The sequence below is a fragment of the Devosia elaeis genome (genome assembly GCF_001650025.1).
Lineage (GTDB): Bacteria > Pseudomonadota > Alphaproteobacteria > Rhizobiales > Devosiaceae > Devosia > Devosia elaeis.
Genome location: NZ_LVVY01000141.1, coordinates 1 through 22,262, shown reverse-complemented (window position 1 = coordinate 22,262; position 22,262 = coordinate 1). Strand labels below are relative to the sequence as shown.

Sequence of the window (22,262 nt, the reverse complement as noted above, 5' to 3'; positions counted from 1 at the left end):
AATAGCCGGAGCAATCCATGATCCTCTTTCCTGCCATCGACCTCAAGGACGGCCAATGCGTGCGCCTCAAGCTGGGCGACATGGACCAGGCCACCGTGTTCAATGACGATCCCGCCGCGCAGGCCAAAAGCTTCGAGGACCAGGGTTTCGATTATCTCCATGTCGTCGATCTCAACGGCGCCTTTGCCGGCGAGAGCGTCAATGGCGCGGCGGTGGACGCGATCCTCAAAAATGTGAAATTCCCGGTGCAGTTGGGCGGCGGCATTCGCAATCTCGGCCATATCGAGAGCTGGCTCGATAAGGGCCTGGCCCGTGTCATTCTCGGCACCGTCGCCGTGCGCGATCCGGCTTTGGTGAAAGAGGCTGCCGCAAAATGGCCCGGCCAGGTCGCCGTCGGCATCGATGCGCGCCAGGGCATGGTGGCGGTGGAAGGCTGGGCCGAGACCTCCGAGCTTTCGGTCATCGAGTTGGCCAGGCGCTTCGAAGGCGCCGGCGTCGCCGCCATCATCTATACCGATATCGACCGCGACGGGGTCCTGGCCGGCATCAATTGGGACGCAACGCTCGAGCTCGCCCGCGCCACCGCCATTCCGGTGATCGCCTCGGGGGGGCTCGCCTCCATGGCCGATATCGAGCGCATGACCCGGCCCGAATACCAGGTGCTTGAAGGCGCCATTTCCGGCCGCGCGCTCTATGACGGACGCATTGATTCACGTGAAGCACTGGCTCTGCTGAGGGCGGCATGAGCGCGGTTCGGCCCGACAGGTTCCCCTATTGGGCTTATCTCTTGGCGCTGGCCATCATCCTGCTCTTTGCCCTGGCGCCGGTCATCTCGGTCTATTTCACCTATCTCGTGGCCGATGCCAATGGCTGCACCGTCAATGAAGCCACGGTCCATCCCTGCATCGTGATGGGCATGGATCTGGGCGAATTGCTCTATTTCACCGGCGTGATGGGCTGGTTCATGCTGGCCACCCTGCCCCTGGGCGGCGGTGCGCTGCTCGTCTGGCTCGCCAGCCTCGTCATCCACCGCATCGGCTGGGGCCAGATGCAGAAGGTCAAACGCTCATGAGCCTCAAGACTCGTATCATCCCCTGCCTCGACGTCGCCGGCGGCCGTGTGGTCAAGGGCGTAAATTTCGTCGATCTGGTCGATGCCGGCGATCCGGTCGAGGCGGCCATGGCCTATGACGCGGCCGGCGCGGACGAATTGACCTTTCTCGACATCACCGCCAGCCATGAAGGCCGCGACACTATTTTCGACGTCGTGGCGCGCACGGCCGAGCATTGCTTCATGCCGGTGACCGTTGGTGGCGGCGTGCGGACCATCGAGGATATCCGCAAGCTCCTCCTGGCCGGCGCCGACAAGGTGGCGATCAATTCCGCCGCCGTGAACGATCCCGATTTCATCGCCCGGGCCGCCGACAAGTTCGGCAATCAATGCATCGTCGTTTCGGTGGACGCCAAGCAGCGCCTCGACGCAAAGGTCGGCGGCGACAACCGCAGCGAATGGGAAATTTATACCCATGGCGGCCGGAAGCCGACAGGCATCGACGCGGTGGAATTCGCCGCCCGCATGGTCGAGCGCGGCGCCGGGGAATTGCTGGTCACCTCCATGGACCGCGACGGCACCAAGTCCGGCTTCGATCTGAAACTCACCCGCGCCATTGCCGATAGCGTCGAAGTGCCGGTCATCGCCTCGGGCGGCGTCGGTACGTTACAGCACCTGGTCGAAGGCGTCACCGAGGGCCATGCCAGCGCCGTTCTGGCCGCCTCGATCTTCCATTTCGGCACCTTCACCATCCCCCAGGCCAAGGCCTATATGGCCGAGCACGGCATTGCCATGCGGCTCGACCGGGCAGCAGCTGACGCGGCTTAAGTCGCGGATGACGGCAGGCCGAAAGTTTGCTCTAAGCCTGTCAGCGCACACGACACCCAGGACGAGGAGCCTTCCCAGCCCATGACGCTCGAAGAACTCGAAGCCCGTATCGCGCTGCGCGCCGCGGCCTCGCCCGAGGAAAGCTATACGGCCAAGCTGATCGCCCGCGGCATGAACAAGGCGGCTCAGAAACTGGGCGAGGAAGCCAATGAAGCCGTCATTGCTGCCGTCACCGGCGACCGGGCCGAATTGATCAAGGAAAGCGCAGACCTGCTCTATCACCTGCTGGTCGTGCTCCGGGCCGCCGATGTGCCGCTCTCGGACATCATGGCCGAGCTCGATGCCCGCACCGCCCAATCGGGCCTCGCCGAGAAGGCCTCCCGCAAGGACAATTCCTGAATGGCCAAGCGCCCGCCCGCTCTCGATCCCTATCGCCATTTTACCAAGCAGCAATGGAGCGACCTGCGCAACGGCCAGCCCATGACGCTGACCGAAGCCGATATCCAGCGCCTGCGCGCCCTGACCGATCCGATCTCGCTGGCCGAGGCCGAGGAAATCTACCTGCCGCTCTCCCGCCTGCTGGCCTATTACGTCGAAGCCATCCAGGGCCTGAACCGGGTCTCCACCCGCTTCCTCAATGCCCCCAATGACAAGGTGCCTTTCATCATCGGCGTTGCCGGCTCGGTGGCGGTGGGCAAGTCCACCACCTCGCGCATTCTCCAGGCCCTGCTGTCGCGCTGGCCCTCCAGCCCCAAGGTCGATCTCGTCACCACCGACGGGTTCCTCCACCCCAATCGGGTGCTGGAAGAGCGCGGGCTGATGCAGCGCAAGGGCTTTCCGGAAAGCTATGATCGCGCCCGCTTCGTCAATTTCCTCGCCGACATCAAATCGGGCAAGGGTGACGTCGCCGTGCCGGTTTATTCGCACCTGGTCTATGACGTAGTGCCCGGCGAGCAGGTCATCATCGACCGCCCCGACATCCTCATCGTGGAAGGCCTCAATATCCTGCAGCCCGGCGACCTGCCCCGGGATGGCGCGCCCATCCTCTTTGCCTCGGATTTCATCGATTTCTCGATCTATATCGACGCCGATGTCGAGGATTTGCGCGATTGGTACATCACCCGCTTCTTCCGCCTGCGCGACACCGCCTTCCGTGATCCCACCTCCTTCTTCCGCAAATTCTCCGAAATGAGCGAGGAAGAGGCCGGCGCCTTCGGCCGCAATGTCTGGCAGAGCATCAACCTGCCCAATCTGCTCGAAAACGTCCTGCCCACCAGGGGCCGCGCCGATCTCATCCTCAAGAAGGGCAAGGACCACCGGGTCGAGGAAGTGAAGCTGAAAAGGTTATAGGCCAGCGTCGGTCGTGGACCACCCGGACAAGCCGGGTGGTGACGATGTGGGATGGATCTGAGTTGCACGAAGCCAATTATCTTTCGTCATTGCCCGGCTTGTCCGGGCAATCCATATCGCCACGCGCGCGGGGAAAGCGGGACTAATACGTCCCCTGCTGCGGCTGGCTGAGGACGATGAGATTGCCGTCCGGGTCACGCAATTTCGCCGTCTTGAAGAAATCGCCCATGGCCTTGGCCACCGGCTTGATGCCGAACGTGTCGAGACGCGCCAATTCCTCGGCCAGGTCGTCGACGATCAGCACGATGACGCTGGCGCCGGCGCGGTCCTCGTCGGTCATCACATGCACCCAGCCGCCGCCGGGCAGTTTCCATTCGGCCACGTCGGCCATGGTTCGCGCATCGGCCGGGCGGCCGAATAGATATTCGTACCAGACCAGCGAATTGCCGAGATCCTCCACGGCGAGGCCGGCCAGCACATTGGTGAGGGTCATGGACAGGTCCGTATTTTCGTCTTGCTTCGGCGAATCGTAGCACAGTGCGGGCGCAGGGGGCACCATGGTTGGCGGCGCGGCGCCGCACTGCTATAGGCGGGATGAGTTCGAGGGAGTTTGCGCCATGACCAGGCTGCGCATCATCATTGCCGGCGCCGGCGGGCGCATGGGCCAGGCCAATATCCGTGCCGCGGCCGCCCATCCCGATATCGTCCTGGCCGGGGCTTTCGATCGGCCCGGCGCCGCCTCCATCGGCAAGGATGCCGGTCTCCTGGCCGGCATCGAGGCGCTGGATGTTCCGGTGGTCGAAAGCGCCGAAACGCTCCTTGCCGGCGCCGACGCCATCATCGATTTCACCGCCCCCGCCGCCAGCGTCACTCTGGCCCGCATGGCGGCGCAAAAGGGCCTGGTCCATGTCATCGGCACCACGGGCTGCCTCGAGGACGAGGACGCCGCCATTGCCGAGGCGGGCCGCAATGGCGCGCGCATCGTCAAGTCCGGCAATTTCTCGCCCGGCGTCGTCACCCTGGCGGCGCTGGTGGAAAAGGCCGCCCGCGCCCTGCCCGACTACGATGTCGAAGTGCTCGAAATGCACCACAATCTCAAAGTCGATGCCCCTTCCGGCACCGCCCTGATGCTGGGCGAGGCCGCCGCGAAAGGGCGCGACATCGACCTCAGGAGCCATGCCGTGCGCGTGCGCGACGGCCATACCGGGCCGCGCGAAGCCGGATCGATCGGCTTCGCCACCCTGCGCGGCGGCACGGTCATCGGCGATCACACCATCATCCTGGCCGGCCCCGCCGAGCGCATCGAGCTCGGCCACCGCGCCCAGGATCGCACCATTTTCGCCAATGGCGCCCTGCGCGCCGCGCTCTGGGCGGCCGCACAGCCGGCCGGACTCTATTCCATGGCCGACGTGCTCGGCCTCAACGACTGACAGTCAAAGGATCGACACAATGACCGGCACGCTGATCCTGGTCCGCCATGGCCAGAGCGAATGGAACCTCAAGAATCTCTTCACCGGCTGGCGCAATCCCAACCTGACCGAACAGGGTGAGGGGGAGGCGCGCGCTACCGGCAAGGCGCTCAAGGCCGCGGGCATCGTGCCGGATCTTTATTACACCTCCGCCCTGCGCCGGGCCCAGCACACGCTGGACCTGATGCTGGAGGAAATGGATATCCTCAACGTCACCATCACCCGCAATATCGCCCTCAACGAGCGCGATTACGGCGACCTGTCCGGCCTCAACAAGGACGATGCCCGCGCCAGATGGGGCGAGGAACAGGTCCATGTCTGGCGCCGCTCCTATGACGTGCCGCCCCCGGGCGGCGAAAGCCTCAAGGACACGGCCGCCCGCACCCTGCCCTATTACGAGGCCGAAATCCTGCCGCGCCTGCAGCAGGGCAAGACCGTGCTGATCGCCGCCCATGGCAATTCGCTGCGCGCCTTGGTCATGGCCATCGAGGGCCTGACCCCCGAGCAGATCCTCGCCCGCGAAATCGCCACCGGCGAGCCCACGGTCTACAGGATCGGCCCGGACGGCAAACTGGTCGAGCGGGTTACGCTGTAGGCATCGTTTGGATCTGAACCGTCAAAGCGCTCATAGGAGCGCTGCTTCCCGCCCCGCCGTCACCACCGGGCTTGTCCCGGTGGTCCACACCTCCGCGCGATGGATGGCCGGGACAAGCCCGGCAATGACGATGAAATCTAGCCTTCGATCCGCGCGGTGGCCTTGCCGGCATCGTCGAACAGCACCGAGCGGCCTTCGCGCGGCTCGACATAGAGCTTGAGCGTCAGCACCCGCAGCACCGCATAGACCGGCGTGGCCAGGGCGATGCCGACAATGCCGAACAGGGTCCCCATGATGGCCATGATGCTCAGCGACCAGGCCGGAGACAGCTTGATGATCCGTTGCTGCAACATCGGGGTAAGCACATAGCCTTCCAGGTTCTGGATTAGCAGCAGGCCGATGGCGCCCAGGATCAGCGTGTTGGTGTCCAGAGCCGCCAGGGTCAGCAGCACCGGCACGGCCGAAAAGATCGGCCCCAGGAACGGGATGAAATTGAGCGCGCCCGACAATAGCGCCAGGATCGGTGCATTGGGCACGTCCAGCACCCAGAGCAGCGCGCCCACCAGCGAGCCGATCAGCACCATCATCGCCAATTGCGTCACCATCCAGCCGCGCAGCGCCTCGCCGGTGGCGCTGAGCGCTTCGAGCAGCAGCGGCCGCCGCTTCTGCGGCATCAGCAGCAGGAAGCCATCGCGATAGGCCTTGGGATTGATGGCGAAGAACAGGCCGAGAAACACCACGATCACGATATCGCCGACCACGCCCACCGTGCTGCCGAAAAAGGACCGCGCCTCGTTGAAGATGCCGCCCGGATCGGGGAAGAAATTCTGCAGCATGGCTTCCACCTGCGCCCGGTCGAGATCGCCGACCACGCCGCTTTCCACCGCCAGGCCATAGAGCCGGCTGACTTCCCGGGTCAGCAGCCGCCAGAGATCCTGGAGGCTGAGAATGAGGCTGACCCCGCCCAGCGATAGAGCCACGATCACCAGGAGGAAGATCAGCACGCTCACGATGGTCAGCAGCAGCGGCCGCGGCCCGGGCAGGATCAGACTCAGCCCCCGCACCGCCGCATCGAGCACGCAGGCGATCAGCACGCCGGCAAAGATGATCAGCAATGTATGCGAGAGATGCCAGGCGAGGATGAGGCCGGCGGCCACGATGACCCCGGTGACGACGGCGCGCGTATGTGACGGCATATGTCCTCCGCTTTGGCGAGCTTCAGGCCAAAGCTTCGCACGCCCGAAGGGTTCCGCGCCACTGCCGATTGCTCAATGCGCCGCGGAAACGATGCCGGCTTCCCAGCCCAGGATGGCGCGCTTGCGCGGCACACCCCAGTGATAGCCGGTCAGGGCGCCGGACGTGCCCACCACCCTGTGGCAGGGCACCACGAAGCTGATCGGGTTCTTGCCCACCGCGGCGCCAACGGCGCGCGAGGCGCTGGGTCGGCCGATATGGCGGGCGACGCTGGAATAGGTCGTGGCCCGGCCCACCGGGATCTTCAACAGCGTCTCCCACACCTTGACCTCGAAATCGGTGCCGATCAGCACGACGCGCACCGGTCGCTCCGCCGACCAATGCGCCGGATCGAAGATATGCCGCACCATCGGGGCGATGCGGGTATCGTCGCGGGTAAAGCGCGCCAGCGGCCAGCGATTGGCCAGGTCCGCAAAGGCGGCCTCGATGCTGGTCTCCCCATCGGCGAAGCCGAGGCCGGAAATGCCATATTCGGTCGCCGTCACCACCGCCGTGCCGAAGGGCGAGGGCGCGGCGCCCCAGACCATGTCGATGCCGGCGCCGCCGGCGCGGAAAATCCCGGGTGGCATGGCTTCATAGGCTACGAACAGATCGTGCAGCCGCGAGGTGGAGGAGAGGCCCACCTCATAGGTGGCGTCCAGCACGCTGACCTGGTCGCGCAGCAGGCTCTTGGCATGGTCCAGCGCTACGGCCTGGGCGAAGCTCTTGGGGCTGAGCCCGCACCAGCGGCGGAACAGATCGGTCAATTGCCGCTCGCTGAGGCCCAGGGCCCGCGCGAAGCCGGGCAGGTCGGTTTCGTCGGGGCCGGTCTCGCTCAGATAGCGGATGGCGGCGCGGATGATGTCGTAATCGCTGTCCGGCACAAGGCTCTGCATCTGGTTCATCGCCGGGTCTCCTGTCTGTCGCCCCTATCTAGAGCCGGCGCCGGCCCGCTGGCGACCCGGATTTGACGCGGAAATTCAGCCGGCGCGGCGCGCCTGCCGCAGGGCGGCGCCGAAGGCGCGGGCAAAGCTCGATTTGTCGTCGCGCGCCAGGAATGCGCCCAGCTCGATCTCACCCTGTTCGTGGCGCACGAATATGCCGGTCGTGCGCTCGAAGCCGTCCCGCTCCAGCCGCAATTTCACCCCGCCCGGCGCGAAGCGCTGCAGCACTTTTTCCTGGCCGGGCGCGGCGGTCTTGATTTCGAGCTGGTCGGGCCAGAGCGTCACCTGCTGATAATGCTTGCCGCGCCGCGCCTGCCGCAGGCCCAGGGCGATGAGCCCGCCCGCGGCCAGGCCATAGGCGATCAGGCCTGGCACCAGGAAGTCGGGAATGGCGAGAAGGAACGGGGTGCCGACAATGGCCGCCAGCGCGAAGGCCAGCCAGCCGCCCGCCGTTTTCAGCGATCGGTCCGGGCGCAGCGTCGCCGCAAACAGGGGCGTGGTTTTGGTGACTTGCATCGCAAACTCTCTTCCCTGAAATACTGGCAGAGATTCGAGGGCGAGAGAATGGCAGCGGCCAAAAAAGTGAAAGCGTTGAGCCGGGCCGATGCCGAGGCGATCTTCACCCGGTTCCACGAGATCGAGCCCGAGCCCAAGGGCGAGCTCGATTACATCAACGCCTTTACCCTGCTCGTGGCGGTGGTGCTCTCGGCCCAGGCCACCGATGCCGGCGTCAACAAGGCGACCAAGCGCCTGTTCGAACTGGCCCCCACGCCCGCCGCCATGGTGGCCCTGGGGGTCGAGGGCATCGAGCAGCAGATCAAGACCATCGGCCTGTTTCGCGGCAAGGCGAAGAATGTCCATGCCCTCTCGCAAATCCTCATCGACCGGCATGGCGGCGAAGTGCCCGAGGATCGCGAGGCGCTCGAAGCCCTGCCCGGCGTCGGCCGCAAGACCGCCAATGTGGTGCTCAATATCTGGTTCAAGCAGCCCACCATCGCGGTGGATACCCATCTCTTCCGCGTCGGCAACCGCACCGGCCTCGCTCCCGGCAAGACCCCGCTCGAAGTGGAAAAGGCTTTGCAGAAACAGGTGCCGGCGCGATTCCTGCTCCATGCCCATCACTGGCTGATCCTGCACGGCCGCTATATCTGCAAGGCGCGCAAGCCCGAATGCTGGCGCTGCCCGATCAGCCAATATTGCCGCTTCGAGCCCAAGACGCCGCCACCGGGGCGGTCTGCCCCGGCCCGATAAGTCTTGCATGCTTCAGGCTGCTAGCTCCCGTAACCCCGCGCCATCGCCGCGGCAAAGATCGGGATCAGCACCAGCACCGCCGCCTGGAGACGGATGAAGCGCCGGCTGCGGGCGATGTCCTCGGCCGGCGGCGCATAATCCACGGCGCCCGCCCCTGCCCTGACCCAGCGCCGGAACGCCAGGGTCGGCGGAATGGTGAGCAGGCCCAGGATCAGGAAGGCGGCCATTTTGCCCCAGAAGGCGTGATTGCCCCAATAATAGGAGGCATCCACCGATCCGAAGAAGATGCGCGGCACACCCACTACGATGACCAGCCCCGCCACGCCGCCATAAAAGGCGTCGAGCCGGGCCAATTGGCTTATTCTCGGGCCCGAAAGTCCCGGCCGCACCAGCGCGAATTCGGCCGCGTACAAAGCCACAAGCGTGAACACCGCCAGGTGATGCGCCGAAGCGAGAAGGAAATCCCAGTCCAATTGCGTCCCCTCATGTTGACAACGCTTACATTCTCGACCAGAATGTGAACAATGTCAACATTGCCCAATGCCCCCTATCACCACGGCAATCTGCGCCAGGCTTTGCTCGAAGCGGCCCTGCGCCTCTTGGAACAGCAGGGCGAGGCCGGCCTGGGCCTGCGCGATCTGGCGCGGGCGGTCGGCGTCTCCCCCGCTGCGCCCTATCGGCATTTCGACAGCCGCGCCGCCCTGCTCGAGGCCCTGGCGGTCACCGGTTTCCAGCGCTTTACTGCCCGCATGCAGGCAGTCATGGCGAGCGCGCCCGACGATCCTCTTGCCGCCATGGGCAAGACCTATGTGGTCTTCGCCCTGCAGAATCCGAATCTCTTCCGGCTGATGTTTTCGCCGCAATTGAAGAAGGATGCCCGGCCGGGCCTGCGCATGGCCGCCGACGCCGCCTTCGATACCCTGCGCCAGGCCGTGGGCGGCACGGCCCTGGACGGTCGCATCCGTGCCCTGGCCGCCTGGGCCAAGGTGCATGGCCTGGCCGTGCTGCTGCTCGACGGCCAGATCGCCATCCGCGCCGGCGAGGACAGCGAAGCCCTGGTCGCCGAGATCATCGGCTCGCTCTAGATTCATTGCCATTCGCATGGGCACCAGCAGACCTCATCCCGAGGAGGCGCGTAGCGCCGTCTCCAAGGGCGAAGCCGTGCCCCGCCCTGCCCCGAAAAGATTGCCCGCTGGCCGCTCTTGCTCTAAACCGGCTGACGGCCTTTTCAGCAACGCGCCGGACTCCCTGCACATGACCCAGACCCGCTTCGACGTCCTGACCATCGGCAATGCGATTGTCGACATCATCGCACCGGTGGAGCCGGGCTTCATCGCGCGCGAAGGCATGCAGGAAGGGATCATGCACCTGATCGATACCGATCGGGCCGAGGACCTTTACGCCAAGATGCCGCTGTCCCGGCAGCAGATTTCTGGCGGTTCCGCCGCCAATACCGCCGCCGGCGTGGCCTCCCTGGGCGGTCGCGCCGCCTTTGTCGGCAAGGTCGCCGACGATCCCCTGGGCGACGTCTTCGAGGCCGACCTCACCGATATCGGGGTCCATTATGCCACGTCCCGCCTCAAGAACGGGGCGCTGACCGCCCGCTCCATGATCTTCCTGTCCGAAGATGGCGAGCGCACCATGAACACCTATCTGGGCGCCTGCCACGAGCTGACCGAGCGCGATATCAAGCCCGATGAGATCGGGGCCGCCGCCGTCACCTATATGGAAGGCTTTCTCTGGGACCCGGTCGAGGCCAAGAAGGCTTTCGTTCTGGCCGCCCATTACGCCCACAAGCATGAGCGCGCCGCCGCCTTCACCCTCTCCGATCCCTTCTGCGTCGATCGCTACCGCGCCGAATTCCTCGACCTGATCCGCTCCAAGACCATCGATTACGTCTTCGCCAATGTGCATGAGCTGAAATCGCTCTACCAGACCGACGACCTGGGCGAGGCGGTGCGCGAAATCGCCAAGGATGCGGAAGTCGCCGCCATCACCATGGGCGCCGACGGGGCCATGGCCGTGTTCAATGGCGAAGTGGTTTCGGTTCCCGCCTTCCCCGTCGACAAGGTGGTGGACGCCACCGGCGCCGGCGACCTCTTCGCCTCCGGCTTCCTGCTCGGCCTGGCACGCGGCCAGAATATCGATTCGGCGCTCAAGACCGGGTGCCTGGCCGCCTCCGAGGTTATCTCCCATATCGGTGCAAGGCCGCTGCTCGATCTCGAGGACCTGAGCAAGCAGCACGGCCTTGCCGGATAGCCCCTCTTCCTTCTCCCCTGAGGGGAGAAGATGCCCCGAAGGGCCGGATGAGGAATTCAGCTTGGAGAACCTGCCGAAGGATCCTCACGTCTCCCTGGGGGCGAAGGAGAGAGAATTCCGACTCGGACCGGTCCTCAGGCGACGCTCACCCTGTTCCCCGCCATTTCCGCCAGGATCGCCCGCGCCGCGGCGGCGGGATCGGAAGCCTCGATGATCGGGCGGGCCACCACCAAATGGCTGGCGCCGGCGGCCAGCGCCTCCGCCGGGCCCATCACCCGCTTCTGGTCGCCCCTGGCGCTGCCAGCCGGGCGGATGCCGGGCGTCACCACGGCCATTTTCGGGCCCACGATGGTGCGCACCATTTCCGCTTCATGCGGCGAGGCGACCACGCCGCCGATTCCCGCCTCGCGCGCCTGCTGCGCACGCAGGGCGACGAGCCCGGCCGCATCGCGCTCATAGCCGGCTTCCTTGACATCGGCATCGTCCATCGAGGTCAGAACGGTGACGCCCAGGACACGGAGATTGGAGCCCGAGGCCGCCTTCTGCGCCGCCCGCATCGCCTTGGGATAGGCATGGACGGTGAGCATGGTCGCGCCGGTTTCGGCGATGGCGGCCACGCCCTTTTCGACCGTATTGTCGATATCCAGCAGCTTGAGGTCGAAGAACACCTTCTTGCCTGCCGCCAGCAGCGCCTTGCCGAGCGCATAGCCGTCGGCGCCGTAGAAGCATTGATAGCCGATCTTGTAGAAATCGACATCGTCACCGAGCAGGGCCACGATCTCCTCGGCCCGGGCGCGCGTCGAAACGTCGAGGCCCACGATCAACTGGCTGGCCATTCTTCTCTCCCGCGATGTCCGTATTCCACCTCGCCTAGACCAAAAGTCCGGTTTCGGCAAGGCGGATCATGCAAACCAGTCCGGTCCGATCGCCTCCATCGGCGTCCAGTCGGTCACCAATTCCCCTGCCGCCAGGTCGAAGAGAAAGCCATTGCCCCCGCCCAGCACGCCGATGCGGCTCTGGTCTTCGTCACGCGAAATCCGCTTCTTGCCCACATGGCATTTGAGCAGCGTGCCCACCGCGCCATGGCCGCAGAAGATCACCTGGGCATCGGCCGGCACGCTGTCCAAAGCCGTCCGGACGCTGCCCACGATCCGTCTTTGCGCGTCGATCGCGCGTTCCCAGCCACTGATGCTCCGGTCGGGATGGGCGAAGAACTGGTCGGCATGTTCCTCGAACAGGGCGGGCGGCAGGAAGCCGGTGGCGCTGCGGTCGTTCTCGCCCATGTCGTGATCGGTCAGCACCGGCGTCCCGGTGGCCCCGGCGATGATTTCGGCCAGCTCCAGCGCCTTGGCCTCGCGGCTGGCAAAAACCACGGCGCCGCCCGGCACGATCCTGCGGGCCACCAGCGCCTCGGCGCGCGCCCGGCCGATATCGGACAGGCCCCAGAGCGGCACCGGCACGTTCGGGTCCATCTTCACCTGCGGATGGGTGAGATAGAGCGCGCGCATTCTAGCCCCGGCTGAAATGGGTGAGGTCGTGCACCATGGTCTCGACCTTGCGGATAATGGCCGGCTCCACAGGGTCGCCATTCTCGTCGAAAGCCTCTTCGGCCGGCCCGATGCCGAGCAGGCCCGGCACCACCAGCGCGCCGATCTTGCTCAGGCTGTCGCGCAGATGGCTCAGCGACCAGATGGTCCCGTATTTGCCCGAGCTGACCCCGCCAATGCCGAATATGGCGTGCCGGAACGGGCTGGGTCTCTGCCGGCTGAGCCAGGCGATTGTGTTGACCAGGAGCGGCGGCAGGCCGCCATTATATTCGGGCGTGGCGATGAAGATGATGTCATGGCTGCGCCAGAGCGCGGCCAGTTCCCGCGCCGCTTCCGGCACATGGTCCGGCTCCAGGTCCTCGTTGAAGATCGGCATGGGGAAATCGCCCAGGTCGAGATCGGTGACTTCCACCCCCGCCTCCGCCAGCTTGCGCCCCATATGCAATTGCAATTTGCGATTGTCCGATCCCTTGCGGATCGACCCGGACAGGGTCAGCGCCGTCTTCATTTTGCCTCCATCTGGCCGAGCCTGTCGAAAGTGCCCCGCCTCATTCGTCTAGGCAAGAGCATTGACGGAAAAGCCGCAATGTCCTAGTCACTTAAGTAATGACTTAAGCATAAGGGAACGCCAAATGTCCTCCATGATCTTCGTCAATATCCCGGTTCGCGACCTCGCCGCCTCCATGGCCTATTACAAGGCCCTGGGCTTCGACCACAATCCCGACTTCACCGACGAGACCGCCGCCTGCATCGTCATCAGCGACACCATTTTCGTGATGGTGCTGACCCATGCCAAGTTCAAGGAATTCTCGCCTCTGCCCATCCCCGATCCCAAGGCCGAGACCCAGGCGCTTTACGCCCTGTCGCGCGACAGCCGCGAGGCGGTCGACGCCATAGCCGATGCCGGGCTCAAGGCCGGAGGCCGCGAAGTGCGCGAGCGCCAGGACATGGGCTTCATGTATTCCCGCGCCGTCGCCGACGTGGATGGCCATGTCTGGGAATATGTCTGGATGGACATGAACGGCGCGCCGGAAGCATAGCACGTTGCTTCAGCAGACCTCATCCTGAGCTTGTCGAAGGACGAGGTCGTGGCGAGTTCTCGACAAGCTCACCATGAGGTATTCGAGCGTGCTTCTGGAAAGCCGCGATCTCCGTGCCATTCGAGCATAGCTCTCATGGCTTTAAAGCCTAAAATCGCTCCATTGGGCGATTTTTACGGCCAGCCTTCCGAGCTTAGCTCTCCAGGCCTTGAGCCCTCAAATCACGCCACCGGCGTGATTTGGCGCGAAGCGCCGGGCTCAAGCCTCGAACATTTTCTTGAGCTTGTCGAAGAAGCCGCCCGAATTGGGGCTGGTATCGGCGGTCTCGAGCTGGGCGAATTCCTCCAGCAATTCGCGCTGCCGGCGGGAGAGGTTCTGCGGCGTCTCGATGTCGAGCTGCACATAGAGGTCGCCCACATCCTTGCTGCGCAGGACCGGCATGCCCTTGCCCTTGAGGCGCACGCGCTGGCCCGGCTGGGTGCCGGCCGGCACCTTCACCTTGGCGCGGGCATTGTCGAGCGTGGGCACTTCGAATTCCCCGCCCAGCGCCGCCGTGGTCATGGCGATGGGCACGCGGGCGAACAGATCCGCCCCGTCGCGCTGGAACAATTGGTGCGGCCGGATGGAGACGAAGATATAGAGATCGCCCGGCGGTCCGCCGCGCAGCCCGGCCTCGCCTTCATTGGCCAGCCTGATGCGGGTGCCGTCCTCGATGCCCTGCGGAATATCGACCGAAAGCTTGCGGTTCTGCTGGCGCCGACCCTGCCCCCCGCAATCGGTGCAGGGCTGGTCCATCATCTGCCCGCGTCCCTGGCAGACCGGGCAGGTGCGCTCAATGGTGAAGAAGCCCTGCGCCGCGCGCACCTTGCCATGGCCATTGCATTGCCGGCAGGTATGGGTGCCGGTGCCCGGCTTGGCCCCCGAGCCCTCGCAGGTCTCGCAGCTGGCCAGCGTCGGCACGTCGATTTCCACCGTGCTGCCCTCGAAGCTCTCCTCGAGGTCGATTTCGAGATTGTAGCGCAGGTCCGAGCCGCGCATCCGCGCCGCGCCACCCCCGCCGCTGCGCCGCCCGCCGCCCATGAAATCGCCGAAGATATCCTCGAAGATGTCGGACATGGAGGAAGCGAATTCCGGTCCGAAGCCGGGGCCGCCGCGCGGTCCGCCATTCTCGAAGGCGGCATGGCCGAACCGGTCATAGGCGGCGCGCTTCTGGGGGTCCTTCAGCGTGTCATAGGCCTCGTTGATTTCCTTGAACTGGTGCTCGGCCTCCGTATTGCCCGGATTGCGGTCGGGGTGGAATTGCATGGCGAGCTTGCGATAGGCGCTCTTGAGGGCGGCATCATCGGCGCCTTTCTGGCAGCCGAGCACCTCGTAGAAATCGCGTTTGGCCAAGGTAAACTCTCTTCTTGGGTCGCGCCGGTCCGGTCGTCGCGCTGGAATGAAACGAACAAAGCCGGCTTTGCCGGCCTCTTGTCCCGCATATGGGCAGGAAGCCGCGTCTTAGCAAGGGGAGGCACCGGGATCAACCGAGACGGATTCACGTGGAACATTTGTCCCGAAGCCCTCCTCTCTTCCCTTCTTCCCTCGTGGGAGAAGGTGCCCGAAGGGCGGATGAGGGGGTGTGATCCAGTCTTCGGGCGCTGCGCGCGATCCACCCTCTCCCACAAGGGGAGAGGGAAGGCCAAGGCAGCAAAAAAAGGCCCGGTGTCGCCACCGGGCCTCGCAATCACGCGAAACAGGCTTAAGCCGATTTCTTGTCGTCGTCGTCCTTGACCTCTTCGAAGTCGGCATCGACCACGTCGTCGTCATCGTCGTCGGCGCTGCCATTGGCCTTGGCCTCGGCTTCTTCCTGGCTGGCCTTGTACATGGCCTCGCCCAGCTTCATCGAGACTTCGGCCAGGCTGGCGGTCTTTTCCTTGATGGCTTCGGGATCGTCGCCATCCAGCACGCCCTTGAGGTCGGCGATTGCCGTCTCGATGGCGGCCTTGTCCTCGGCCGAGACCTTGTCGCCGTAATCCTTGACCGACTTCTCGGTCGAATGGATCAGCGATTCGCCCTGGTTCCGGGCTTCCACCGCCTCGCGCTTGCGCTTGTCGGCCTCGGCATTGGCCTCGGCGTCCTTCACCATCTTCTCGATATCGGCGTCGCTGAGGCCACCCGAGGCCTGGATGCGGATCTGCTGCTCCTTGCCGGTGCCCTTGTCCTTGGCGGACACGTTGACGATGCCGTTGGCGTCGATGTCGAAGGTCACCTCGATCTGCGGCACGCCGCGCGGCGCCGGCGGAATGCCGGCCAGGTCGAAATTGCCGAGCAGCTTGTTGTCCGCCGCCATTTCGCGCTCACCCTGGAACACCCGGATGGTCACGGCGCTCTGGTTGTCCTCGGCGGTCGAGAAGGTCTGGCTCTTCTTGGTCGGGATCGTGGTGTTGCGGTCGATCAGGCGCGTGAACACGCCGCCCAGGGTTTCGATGCCCAGGCTCAGCGGGGTCACGTCGAGCAGCAGCACGTCCTTGACGTCGCCCTGCAAGACGCCGCCCTGGATGGCCGCGCCGAGCGCCACCACTTCGTCCGGGTTGACGCCCTTGTGGGGTTCCTTGCCGAAGAGCTGCTTGACCGCTTCCTGCACCTTGGGCATGCGGCTCATGCCGCCCACCAGGACGACCTCGTCGATCTGGCTGGCCGAAACGCCGGCATCCTTCATGGCCTGCTTGCACGGCTCGATGGTGCGGGCGATCAGGTCGTCGACCAGCGATTCGAGCTTGGAGCGGCTCAGCTTCAGCGTCAGGTGCTTGGGGCCCGAGGCGTCGGCGGTGATGAAGGGCAGGTTGATTTCGGTCTGGGTGGCGCTCGAAAGCTCGATCTTGGCCTTTTCGGCGGCTTCCTTGAGGCGCTGCAGGGCGAGCTTGTCGCTCCGCAGGTCGATGCCCTGTTCCTTCTTGAATTCGTCGGCCAGGTAATCGACCAGGCGCATGTCGAAGTCTTCACCACCCAGGAAGGTGTCGCCATTGGTGGACTTCACCTCGAACACGCCGTCGCCGATTTCGAGAATCGACACGTCGAAAGTGCCGCCACCCAGGTCATAGACCGCGATGGTGCCGCTGTTCTTCTTGTCGAGGCCATAGGCCAGCGCGGCCGCGGTGGGCTCGTTGATGATGCGCAGCACTTCAAGGCCGGCAATCTTGCCCGCGTCCTTGGTGGCCTGGCGCTGAGAATCGTTGAAATAGGCGGGAACGGTGATCACCGCCTGGGTAACGGTCTCGCCGAGATAGCTTTCGGCGGTTTCCTTCATCTTCTGCAGCACCATGGCCGAAACCTGGCTGGGCGAATATTTTTCGCCATTGGCTTCGACCCAGGCGTCGCCATTGTCCGCCTTGGTGATCTTGAAGGGCACCAGGTCCTTGTCCTTGGCGACGACCTTGTCGTCGAAACGGCGGCCGATCAGGCGCTTCACCGCGAACAGGGTATTTTCCGGATTGGTCACGGCCTGCCGCTTGGCCGGCTGGCCGACCAGACGCTCGCCGTCCTTGGAAAAGGCGACCATGGAGGGCGTGGTGCGCGCGCCTTCCGCATTTTCGATGACCTTGGGATTGCTGCCGTCCATCACGGCGACGCAGCTATTGGTCGTACCGAGGTCGATACCGATAACTTTTGCCATTAAACTAGCCTCTCTTTCAGCGAACCCGCGGCGAAGCCCTTCAAAGCAGCTTCGTGCCCCTCTCGGGTCGGGTCCCTCGTAGGTTTTACCTTCGCCCGTTGCCGGGCCTCGGGGCGTATATAGGGGGGTGCGGGAAGGGCTTCAAGCATGGCCTTGCCGAGATTTCCGCTCTTTGCGCGCCGGGGTGATTCCGCTTGACGCCGAAATCTCCTAAATCTGACGCCATGTTCGCCCCCGGCACCGTGCTGTTGCACGACAATCTCGCTCCGCAAGGCCAGAACCTGCTCTTCACCGCGCCGCGCGAAGTGCTGGTCGCCTATGATTCGGCTGCGGCCCGCGCGGCGCTGCGTCGGCTCTCCGCCGCTGCCGGCCAAGGGCTCTGGGCGGCGGGCTATCTCGCCTATGAACTGGGTTTCCTGTTCGAGGAGCGCCTGGCGCCCCGCCTGCCCGAATATAGCGAGACGCCGCTGCTCTGGTTCGGCCTTTACGACGCCCCCCGGCGTCCGGACCGGGCCGAGACCGATGCCCTTCTGGCCGGCGCTGGCCAGGGCCTGGCCACCGATATCGAACCGAGGCTCGATTTCGACACCTATAGACGGGCCTTCGAGCGCGTCAAAAGCCTCATTGCCGCCGGCGATACCTATCAGGTCAATCTCACTCTCAAGGCCGATTTCCGGCTCCACGGCGATCCCCTGGGCCTTTACCGGGTTCTGGCGCAGAGCCAGCCCACCGCCTATGGCGCCTATATCCATGCCGGCGATCACCACGTCCTGTCCCGCTCGCCCGAATTGTTCGTCTCCGGCACCGATGGCCTCTTGAAGGCGCGACCGATGAAGGGAACGCTGAAGCGCGGCCGCACCAGGGCCGAGGACGAAGCCGGCCGCCTGGCCCTCGCCCGCGACGAGAAGAACCGCGCCGAAAACCTGATGATCGTCGATCTGTTGCGCAACGATCTCGGCCGCATCGCCGAAACCGGATCGGTGCGGGTCACGGACCTGTTCAGTGTCGAAACCTATCGCAGCCTCCACACCATGACCTCGGGCATCGAGGCGCGGACGCGGCCGGGCATCGGCATGCATGCATTGCTGGAAAATCTCTTTCCCTGCGGCTCCATCACCGGCGCGCCCAAATTGCGGGCCATGGAAATCATCCATGAGGTCGAAGCCGGCCCGCGCGGGCTCTATACCGGTTCGATCGGCTATATTGCCCCCAATGGCGATTTCGCCTTCAACGTCGCCATCCGCACCGCCATCATCGATTCGGCCGGCCGGGGCGAAATCGGCATCGGCGGCGGCATCGTCGCCGATTCGCTGGCCGCGGACGAATATCAGGAGGCCCTGCTCAAATTGCGCTTTCTCGCCGATCCGGCGCCGCCCGTCACCCTGATTGAAACCTTCAAATGGACGCCGGAACAGGGTTTTGCCCTGCGCGACAGGCATCTCGATCGCCTCATCGATTCGGCCGCCTATTTCGCCCTGCCCGTCACTCGCGAGCAGGCCCATGCCTATCTCGATGACCGGGCCCGGGATTGGACCGGCCCCATGCGCGTCCGCCTGACCCTGGCCGAAACCGGCCTTGACCTCAGCGCCGTGCCCCTGCCCCCCAGCCCGGAAAAATTCCGCTTCGCCATCGCCGCGGAAAAACTCGATTCGACCTCGCTCTGGCTGGCCCACAAGACCACCAATCGCGCCTTCTACGACGAGCCGCGCCAGCGCGCCCATGACGCCCATGGGCTGGACGAGGTGGTTTTTCGGAACGAGCGCGGCGAGCTGACCGAGGGCAGTTTCACCAATCTCTTTCTCCAGCGGGACGGCCGATTGCTGACGCCGGCCCTCGCTTCGGGCCTCCTGCCCGGCACCCTGCGCGCCGAGCTTTTGGCGTCCGGCCGGGCGGAAGAGCGTGTGCTGACCCTTGCCGATCTCGCCCGGGCCGAGGCAATCTTCCTGGGCAATTCCGTGCGCGGCCTGGTGCCGGCCGAATGGGTAAGGAACCAAGACCATGATTGAAATCCGGCCCGATGACGTCCTGCTCGTCGTGGATGTGCAATATGACTTCCTGCCGGGCGGCAGCCTGGCGGTGGCGGGCGGCGACGAGATCGTGCCGCTGATCAACAAGCTGGCGACCAGGTTTCGCAATGTCGTGCTGACGCAGGACTGGCATCCGGCCGATCACATCTCCTTTGCCAGCCAGCATCCCGGCAAGGCGCCCTTTGAGAGCGTTGCGCTCGATTACGGCCCCCAAGTGCTCTGGCCCGATCATTGCGTCTGGGACAGCCATGGCGCCGAGATCAGCCGGGATTTGCGCATCCCCCACGCCCAGCTCGTCATCCGCAAGGGTTTTAACCGCGCCATCGATTCCTATTCCGGCTTCCAGGAGGCCGATCGCGAGACCCTGACCGGCCTCGCCGGCTATCTCAACGAGCGCGATGTCGGCCGGCTCTTCGTCACCGGCCTCGCCACCGATTTCTGCGTCGCCTGGACCGCCCTCGACGGCGCTGCCGGCGGTTTCGACGTCACCGTCATCGAAGACGCCACCCGCCCCATCGACGCCGATGGCTCCCTCGAACAGGCCTGGGCGGACATGGAAGAGGCCGGGGTGGAGCGGGTGATGAGCCGGGAAATTCTCGGCTAGGTCGGTTAGCGAAGGCGGGGTGGCCCCCTCACCCGTCTCGGCCTTCGGCCGATCCACCCTCTCCCCGAGAGGGAGAGGAATAAGAGGTGGTCACCGGACCATTCTTCTCCCCCTCGGGGAGAAGGTGGCCCGAAGGGCCGGATGAGGGGGACGGCTCAGCCTTCCCAAAACAAAAAGGGCGCCCATCGGCGCCCTTTTCCCTAAAATCCCGAAAGCCTCAGGCGCTCTTGTCGACGCCCTCGCCATCCGCCGGCGCAGCGGGAGCCGCCCCGCCCTTGGCCACCCCGACCATGGCCGGCCGCAGCACGCGCTCGCCGATGGCGAAGCCTTCCTGCACCACCTGCACCACCGTGCCCTCGGGCACATTGGGGTTCGGCACCTCGAACATGGCCTGGTGCCTGTGCGGGTCGAATTTCTGCCCCGCCGCCTCGATCGGCTTGACGCCGTGCTTGGCCAGCAGGCGATGGGTTTCCCGCTCGGCCAGCTCGATGCCCTCGATCAGGCTTTTCAGCGTGCCTTCGGCATTTTCGCGCGTCTCGGCCGGGATCACCACCAGCGCCCGGCTCAGCGCATCGGTGGCGGAGAGCATGTCGCGGGCAAAGCCGGCAATGGCATAGGCGCGCGTATCGGCCACGTCCCGCTCGGTGCGCTTGCGCAGGTTTTCCATCTCCGCAATGGTGCGAAGCAGCTTGTCCTTGAGGTCGGCGTTTTCCGCCGTCAGCGCTTCGACGGGATCGACTTCGGGCGCTTCTGTCTCCGGCACTTCGATTTCCGGCGTTTCGCCCTGGGCGGCGTTTTCGTCGCTCATTTCGTCATCTTCCGTGAAAAGGTAAAAGTCTTGCCCGCCATATCGGCCAAGCGGCATCCTAATTCAAGCTTGTCGCCGTTCAGAAATTGGTCCGGTGGACCAATTTCAGGCGATAAGGCCATATGAGCTCTGATCGAATGGCGGTCATTGACGCTTGCGCGCCATCATGGCGGAGATGACATTGGCGGTGTAGTCCACCACCGGCACGATGCGCGCATAATTGAGCCGCGTCGGCCCGATCACCCCCAGAACCCCCACGATCCGGTCATTGGCGTCCTTGTAGGGGCTGAGGATCACCGATGAACCCGAGAGCGAGAACAGCTTGTTCTCCGAGCCGATGAAGATGCGCACCCCCTGCGCCCGCTCGGCGTCGCCGAGGAGGTCCAGCAGCCCGTCCTTGCTTTCCAGCTCGTCGAAGAGCTGGCGCATCCGCATCAATTCGTCGCTCGCCATGGCGTCGTTGATCAGGTTGGCGCGGCCCCGCACGATCACGGTCGGGGCGCCATTGCCCTTGGTATCGGTCAGGGTGGCGATGCCGGCCTCGACCAGTTTCTGCGTCAGCTCGTCCAGCTCCGCCCGCTGTTCGGCGCGCCGCTCATGCAGCACGCGCCGCGCCTCCGACAGCGTCCGCCCCACCACGTAATGGGCCAGGTAATTGCCGGCCTGGGCCAGGGCGCTGGCGGTAAAGCCCGGCGGCAGGTCGAGGATGCGGTTTTCCACCTGCCCGTCCTCCCCCACCAGGATGGCCATGGCCCGGCTCGCATCCAGCCGCACGAATTCGATATGCTTGAGCACCATGTCGGCCTTGGCCGCGATGACCACGCCCGCCCCCTGGCTCAGCCCGGACAGGAGCGAGGAGGCCTCCGTGAGCAGGTCCTCCACCTGTCCATGCCCCGCGCTGCCCTCGATATGGCGGGAGATTTGCGTCCGCTCGCTTTCGTCCACGCTCCCCATTTCCAGCATGGCATCGACGAAAAAGCGCAGGCCCTGCTGGGTGGGGGCGCGTCCCGCCGAGGTATGCGGCGCCGCGATCAATCCCAGATCCTCGAGATCGGCCATCACATTGCGCACCGAGGCCGGCGACAGCTCCACCTGCAGCAACCGGCTCAGATCGCGCGAGCCCACCGGCAGCCCGGTATCGAGATAGCGCTCCACCAGGCGGCGGAAAATCTCCTGGCTGCGCGCATTGAGCACGGAGAGAAAGTCTTCGGCCGCTCTGGTCATGATGGTTTGAATAAACTCGTCACTTTAACCCTGCTCTCTCATTTAAGCCCTTCCTCCCCAGCCGCCAAGCGCCCGGCGCTTGTGAGCCGCCCCGATGAGGGTTAAGAGGCGGTTAACGCCAAGAACGACTGGAATCATGATGCGCCCATCCGGCCGACAGCCTTCCGATATGCGGGCAGTGACCCTCGAGCGCAATGTCGCCATGAAGGCCGAGGGCTCCTGCCTGGTCGCCTTCGGCAATACCAAGGTCCTGTGCACCGCCTCGGTGGAGACCAGCGTGCCGGGCTGGCTACGCGGCAAGGGCCAGGGCTGGGTCACCGCCGAATATGGCATGCTGCCCCGCGCCACCGGCTCGCGCACCCGCCGCGAGGCCACGGC

25 protein-coding genes and 1 pseudogene are annotated in these 22,262 nt (G+C 65.0%); 14 read left to right on the top strand and 12 right to left on the bottom strand.

Features of this window, described 5'->3' with window-relative positions:
• The first annotated feature begins 17 nt into the window (after positions 1–17).
• The 5 genes from hisA to coaA all read left to right on the top strand — a co-directional run bounded on the left by hisA (position 18) and on the right by coaA (position 3,228).
• Positions 18–746: a 1-(5-phosphoribosyl)-5-[(5-phosphoribosylamino)methylideneamino]imidazole-4-carboxamide isomerase gene (gene hisA / locus A3840_RS18335; RefSeq protein WP_067460496.1), complete on the top strand. Its 729-nt coding sequence runs from the start codon at positions 18–20 to the stop codon at positions 744–746.
• Positions 743–1,072: a hypothetical protein gene (locus A3840_RS18330; protein ID WP_067460493.1), complete on the top strand. Its 330-nt coding sequence runs from the start codon at positions 743–745 to the stop codon at positions 1,070–1,072. The genes hisA and A3840_RS18330 overlap by 4 nt, the downstream gene beginning before the upstream one ends.
• Positions 1,069–1,878 carry an imidazole glycerol phosphate synthase subunit HisF gene (gene hisF / locus A3840_RS18325; RefSeq protein WP_067460490.1) on the top strand — a complete coding sequence of 270 codons (810 nt, stop codon included), beginning with the start codon at positions 1,069–1,071 and terminating at the stop codon, positions 1,876–1,878. The genes A3840_RS18330 and hisF overlap by 4 nt, the downstream gene beginning before the upstream one ends.
• Before the next feature lie 81 nt (positions 1,879–1,959).
• On the top strand, positions 1,960–2,277 hold the full coding sequence (locus tag A3840_RS18320; RefSeq protein ID WP_067460487.1) for a phosphoribosyl-ATP diphosphatase: 318 nt from the start codon (positions 1,960–1,962) through the stop codon (positions 2,275–2,277).
• Positions 2,278–3,228, top strand: a complete 951-nt coding sequence (gene coaA / locus A3840_RS18315) for a type I pantothenate kinase (protein WP_067460484.1) — start codon at positions 2,278–2,280, stop codon at positions 3,226–3,228.
• A 142-nt stretch (positions 3,229–3,370) separates the two neighbouring features.
• On the opposite strand, the gene A3840_RS18310 is transcribed toward coaA, so the two are convergent.
• Positions 3,371–3,721: a VOC family protein gene (locus A3840_RS18310; RefSeq protein WP_067460579.1), complete on the bottom strand. Its 351-nt coding sequence runs from the start codon at positions 3,719–3,721 to the stop codon at positions 3,371–3,373.
• Positions 3,722–3,845: 124 nt separating this feature from the next.
• Here A3840_RS18310 and dapB point away from each other — a divergent pair, with 124 nt between their 5' ends.
• Positions 3,846–4,658, top strand: a complete 813-nt coding sequence (gene dapB / locus A3840_RS18305) for a 4-hydroxy-tetrahydrodipicolinate reductase (RefSeq protein ID WP_067460481.1) — start codon at positions 3,846–3,848, stop codon at positions 4,656–4,658.
• Positions 4,659–4,677: 19 nt separating this feature from the next.
• Positions 4,678–5,292 carry a 2,3-bisphosphoglycerate-dependent phosphoglycerate mutase gene (locus A3840_RS18300; RefSeq protein ID WP_067460478.1) on the top strand — a complete coding sequence of 205 codons (615 nt, stop codon included), beginning with the start codon at positions 4,678–4,680 and terminating at the stop codon, positions 5,290–5,292.
• Between the two features lie 137 nt (positions 5,293–5,429).
• Here A3840_RS18300 and A3840_RS18295 read toward each other — a convergent pair whose 3' ends face one another.
• From A3840_RS18295 to A3840_RS20080, 3 genes are all read right to left on the bottom strand, one after another.
• Positions 5,430–6,488, bottom strand: a complete 1,059-nt coding sequence (locus A3840_RS18295; RefSeq protein ID WP_067460475.1) for an AI-2E family transporter — start codon at positions 6,486–6,488, stop codon at positions 5,430–5,432.
• 72 nt (positions 6,489–6,560) lie between these two features.
• A complete protein-coding gene (locus tag A3840_RS18290) occupies positions 6,561–7,430 on the bottom strand; it encodes a methylated-DNA--[protein]-cysteine S-methyltransferase (protein WP_067460472.1) in 870 nt (289 codons plus the stop codon).
• A gap of 75 nt (positions 7,431–7,505) precedes the next feature.
• The gene (locus A3840_RS20080; RefSeq protein WP_067460469.1) at positions 7,506–7,985 is read right to left on the bottom strand and encodes a DUF2244 domain-containing protein; all 480 of its coding nucleotides are present in this window, start codon (positions 7,983–7,985) and stop codon (positions 7,506–7,508) included.
• 48 nt (positions 7,986–8,033) lie between these two features.
• Between A3840_RS20080 and nth the strand changes: the two genes are divergently transcribed.
• On the top strand, positions 8,034–8,720 hold the full coding sequence (nth, locus tag A3840_RS18280; RefSeq protein WP_067460466.1) for an endonuclease III: 687 nt from the start codon (positions 8,034–8,036) through the stop codon (positions 8,718–8,720).
• Between the two features lie 20 nt (positions 8,721–8,740).
• Here the strand turns inward: nth and A3840_RS18275 are convergent, their stop codons facing one another.
• Positions 8,741–9,193 (bottom strand): DUF2214 family protein, encoded by a 453-nt coding sequence (locus A3840_RS18275; RefSeq protein ID WP_067460463.1) that lies wholly within the window; start codon positions 9,191–9,193, stop codon positions 8,741–8,743.
• A 51-nt stretch (positions 9,194–9,244) separates the two neighbouring features.
• On the opposite strand from A3840_RS18275, the gene A3840_RS18270 reads away from it, so the two are divergent.
• Together A3840_RS18270 and A3840_RS18265 are read left to right on the top strand one after the other, a co-directional pair.
• On the top strand, positions 9,245–9,805 hold the full coding sequence (locus A3840_RS18270; RefSeq protein ID WP_067460460.1) for a TetR/AcrR family transcriptional regulator: 561 nt from the start codon (positions 9,245–9,247) through the stop codon (positions 9,803–9,805).
• Between the two features lie 169 nt (positions 9,806–9,974).
• Positions 9,975–10,979: an adenosine kinase gene (locus A3840_RS18265; protein ID WP_067460458.1), complete on the top strand. Its 1,005-nt coding sequence runs from the start codon at positions 9,975–9,977 to the stop codon at positions 10,977–10,979.
• Positions 10,980–11,113: 134 nt separating this feature from the next.
• On the opposite strand, the gene pyrF is transcribed toward A3840_RS18265, so the two are convergent.
• The 3 genes from pyrF to A3840_RS18250 form a co-directional block, all read right to left on the bottom strand.
• Positions 11,114–11,815, bottom strand: coding sequence for an orotidine-5'-phosphate decarboxylase (gene pyrF / locus A3840_RS18260; protein ID WP_067460455.1), 702 nt, complete (start codon positions 11,813–11,815; stop codon positions 11,114–11,116).
• A gap of 66 nt (positions 11,816–11,881) precedes the next feature.
• On the bottom strand, positions 11,882–12,487 hold the full coding sequence (locus A3840_RS18255) for a histidine phosphatase family protein (RefSeq protein ID WP_067460452.1): 606 nt from the start codon (positions 12,485–12,487) through the stop codon (positions 11,882–11,884).
• Position 12,488: 1 nt separating this feature from the next.
• Positions 12,489–13,034 (bottom strand): NADPH-dependent FMN reductase, encoded by a 546-nt coding sequence (locus A3840_RS18250; protein WP_067460450.1) that lies wholly within the window; start codon positions 13,032–13,034, stop codon positions 12,489–12,491.
• Between the two features lie 124 nt (positions 13,035–13,158).
• Here A3840_RS18250 and A3840_RS18245 point away from each other — a divergent pair, with 124 nt between their 5' ends.
• A complete protein-coding gene (locus A3840_RS18245; RefSeq protein WP_067460448.1) occupies positions 13,159–13,566 on the top strand; it encodes a VOC family protein in 408 nt (135 codons plus the stop codon).
• Positions 13,567–13,824: 258 nt separating this feature from the next.
• Here A3840_RS18245 and dnaJ read toward each other — a convergent pair whose 3' ends face one another.
• Positions 13,825–14,958, bottom strand: a complete 1,134-nt coding sequence (dnaJ, locus tag A3840_RS18240; RefSeq protein ID WP_067460445.1) for a molecular chaperone DnaJ — start codon at positions 14,956–14,958, stop codon at positions 13,825–13,827.
• Positions 14,959–15,307: 349 nt separating this feature from the next.
• Positions 15,308–17,221 (bottom strand): molecular chaperone DnaK, encoded by a 1,914-nt coding sequence (dnaK, locus tag A3840_RS18235; RefSeq protein WP_067460442.1) that lies wholly within the window; start codon positions 17,219–17,221, stop codon positions 15,308–15,310.
• A gap of 194 nt (positions 17,222–17,415) precedes the next feature.
• Between dnaK and A3840_RS18230 the strand changes: the two genes are divergently transcribed.
• Positions 17,416–19,227, top strand: coding sequence for an aminodeoxychorismate synthase component I (locus A3840_RS18230; protein ID WP_205633413.1), 1,812 nt, complete (start codon positions 17,416–17,418; stop codon positions 19,225–19,227).
• The gene (gene pncA / locus A3840_RS18225) at positions 19,220–19,852 is read left to right on the top strand and encodes a bifunctional nicotinamidase/pyrazinamidase (protein WP_067460436.1); all 633 of its coding nucleotides are present in this window, start codon (positions 19,220–19,222) and stop codon (positions 19,850–19,852) included. The genes A3840_RS18230 and pncA overlap by 8 nt, the downstream gene beginning before the upstream one ends.
• Before the next feature lie 217 nt (positions 19,853–20,069).
• On the opposite strand, the gene grpE is transcribed toward pncA, so the two are convergent.
• Both grpE and hrcA read right to left on the bottom strand, forming a co-directional pair.
• Positions 20,070–20,660, bottom strand: coding sequence for a nucleotide exchange factor GrpE (grpE, locus tag A3840_RS18220; RefSeq protein ID WP_067460577.1), 591 nt, complete (start codon positions 20,658–20,660; stop codon positions 20,070–20,072).
• Between the two features lie 144 nt (positions 20,661–20,804).
• On the bottom strand, positions 20,805–21,884 hold the full coding sequence (gene hrcA / locus A3840_RS18215; protein WP_067460433.1) for a heat-inducible transcriptional repressor HrcA: 1,080 nt from the start codon (positions 21,882–21,884) through the stop codon (positions 20,805–20,807).
• A 139-nt stretch (positions 21,885–22,023) separates the two neighbouring features.
• Here hrcA and A3840_RS18210 point away from each other — a divergent pair.
• Positions 22,024–22,262, top strand: a pseudogene (locus A3840_RS18210) (ribonuclease PH); the annotation flags it as partial.